4 protein-coding genes are annotated in these 2634 nt (G+C 58.9%); all 4 read right to left on the bottom strand.

The annotated features are described in order from the left end of the window. Positions 1–339: transcriptional regulator NrdR (nrdR, locus tag AB4043_RS21920; RefSeq protein WP_442308084.1), on the bottom strand; the 339-nt coding region annotated here is incomplete at its 3' end. Between the two features lie 18 nt (positions 340–357). Continuing rightward, positions 358–1395 carry a lysylphosphatidylglycerol synthase transmembrane domain-containing protein gene (locus tag AB4043_RS21915; protein ID WP_442308083.1) on the bottom strand — a complete coding sequence of 346 codons (1038 nt, stop codon included), beginning with the start codon at positions 1393–1395 and terminating at the stop codon, positions 358–360. Continuing rightward, positions 1392–2087 carry a lytic transglycosylase domain-containing protein gene (locus AB4043_RS21910; protein WP_442301688.1) on the bottom strand — a complete coding sequence of 232 codons (696 nt, stop codon included), beginning with the start codon at positions 2085–2087 and terminating at the stop codon, positions 1392–1394. Before AB4043_RS21910 ends, AB4043_RS21915 begins: the two co-directional genes overlap by 4 nt. A gap of 55 nt (positions 2088–2142) precedes the next feature. Further along, positions 2143–2634: ZIP family metal transporter (locus AB4043_RS21905; protein ID WP_442308082.1), on the bottom strand; the 492-nt coding region annotated here is incomplete at its 5' end.

The raw sequence follows: 2634 nt of genomic DNA, 5'->3' as shown, positions 1-2634 counted from the left end.
CATGATGAGTTCGCCAACCTCGGAGGTGGAGCGCTCGCGTTCCGGCGAGTCCACCACATAGGCTTCGGTCTCGTCGACCACACGTTCCAGCTTTGCCGCCGAGACCGGACGCTTTTCGCAAGCGCGCAGAATGCCGGAAAGAACCTTCTGCCGGTCGAACTTCTCGCGGCGGCCGTCTTTCTTTACGACCATGTAGGGAATCTCGTCGATGCGCTCATAGGTGGTAAAGCGCTTATTGCAGCGCTCACATTCGCGCCGTCGACGTATGGAGTCGGCTTCTTTGCTTTCGCGAGAGTCAACGACCTTGTCTTGCGTAAATCCGCAGTAGGGACACTTCATTGGGATAACTTCATTTTATCAAGCCGATGTCTCGGCTGCGTGCTCACTGGCCTCAGCAACTTTACCGATAGAGATGCTTTCGATGCGTGAGAAGACCAGGCCGACGGGAATGATGCTGAGTGAGGTCACAATCAGAAGCAGCGCTCCACAGGCTGTAGAAGCCTCGATCGGCGCGCTGTAAAACGCCTGCATGGAGGCGGCGGTGGCAGCAATCTGGGTGAACCAGCCAATGACAGGAAGCTGCAGGAGCGATCCGCCGAGCGACGCGGCCATCAGCAGCATCACACTGGCAAAGGTGAGTGTTCCAAGCTGCGGGGTATGTACGAAGGCGTGGGTCGTCTGCAGGTACGCTCCGGCGATCATCGCCCACATGACGATGGAAAGGATGATGGTGACGACCAGCGAGCCAACGCTGGGAATGGCGCCCAATCCTTCGCGGAAGCCAAGGATCTTTTCGGCAACGGCTTCACCGAGCCCCTCCGAGAGCCGGCCCAGAACTGCTTTGGCCATGGCTGCCAGTGCAGAACCGGCGATCCGAATGGCGATTGCGAAGATAGCGATTGCGATGGTTGCCGCCAGCGAGAACGCGCCAACCCGGACAAAGGTCTCGTGGTGTGGCATGTTCTTGGGCAGAAAGAGCAGTGCCGTCGAAAAGACCAGGGCCGCTGATCCCAGGTCAAACATGCGCTCCAGGGTATAGATCRCGATCTGAGGCGCGATCGAGGTCCTGGTGCGTTTAGCGATGATGTATGGGCGTGACAGGTCCGCCAGACGTCCGAAGATGGCGACTGCGGTAAAGCCGATGAAGTGCGACCCCGTCAGCGAGAGCGGCGAAACCTTGCGGAGCTTCCCCAGCAGGATGGTCCAGCGCCAGGAGCGGAAAAGATAAGTTCCCCAGATCAAGCCAATGCCGGCAGTGACGTGCCTATAGTCGATCAACCGAAGCTGGCGCACAAACAGCCCGAAATCGAAGTGGATCTTCGACCGGAAGAAATAGATCAGGATGGCAAGAACTGCGAGTACCGCCAAAGAGACCGGAGTTTTCTTGTCCTTCATTGAGCCTGGGCCTGTGCCGTTGCGTTGCGGGTCTGCGCCTCGAGTTTACGCCGGTTGAATTCGTGAATGACGCGTGCTACGTAGGCACGAGTTTCCCGGTAGGGAGGGATGCCATGATAGCGATCTACCGCTCCAGGACCTGCATTGTAGGCCGCCAGCGCCATGGCCATATTGTCGTGATAACGGGTCAGCAGTGTGTCCAGGTAGGCCGAGCCTCCATTGACGTTTTCGCCAGGGTGGAAGCTGTTGTGAACACCGAGTTCGCGGGCAGTGCCGGGCATGAGCTGCATGAGTCCCTGCGCCCCGGCGCGGGATACTGCGGCAGGCCGGTTGTTGCTTTCGGCACGAACGACCGCGGCCAGCAGGTCGGCGTCGACGCGATGTGCTGCCTCGGCTGAAGCTAGCAACTGTTGCAACTCGGCGGGCGTCAGCGATGTCTCGTCTTTTGCCACTGGTTCTTTCGGCTCCGGTCGAATAGACGGCGCCGGCGCCTCGAAGAATTCAGCCTGAGCGATGGCTTCCTGTGGAACTTCGAGGTAACTCTGTTCGCTGGTGTAAAGCCGTACCCGGCCGGGCTCTGCCGCTGCTTCACGGCGTACGCAGTCCAGCGTAAAGCCTGTGCGCAGCGTGATGTGCTCGGCGGCGAAGGCGGTCGCGCTGAGCAGACAGAGAGTTAGGACGCGGACGAACACTTGCTTAAGCCTACCGAATTTCGGGGGAAACGTCGCTTAAGAAAGCTTTTAGCTTTTAACCGGCGAGGAGACGAAGTAAAAAGAAAATCGCGACGCCGGCAAAGAAGACAAGCGCCATGCGAATACCGGGCTCACGGTTCACCTCCGGGACCAAGTCTGTGGCGGCCACATAGATGGTGACACCCGCAGAGACCGGCAGACCAATGTGGACCCATGAGGGGAAGATGTTGATAAGAAAGACCCCGGCCAGAGTAGCCAGCCCCAACGAAAGAGCAGCATTCAGGGCCGTTTTACGGGACTGCCCGCTGGCCAGCATGACCGAGGCCACGGTGAACCCTTCGGGTAGCTTGTGCAGGAAGACTGCCAGAAAGACGATGTAACCCAGCCAGTTCGAGATCAGGAAGCCTGAGGCAATCGCCACGCCGTCGAAGAGCGTGTGAACACCTAGACCCAGGAGCACGATGTAACCCAGCCAGTTCGAGATCAGGAAGCCTGAGGCAATCGCCACGCCGTCGAAGAGCGTGTGAACACCTAGACCCAGGAGCAC

The organism is Terriglobus sp. YAF25 (assembly GCF_052113305.1).
Lineage (GTDB): Bacteria > Acidobacteriota > Terriglobia > Terriglobales > Acidobacteriaceae > Terriglobus.
This window is presented reverse-complemented; position numbering and strand designations above follow the sequence as displayed.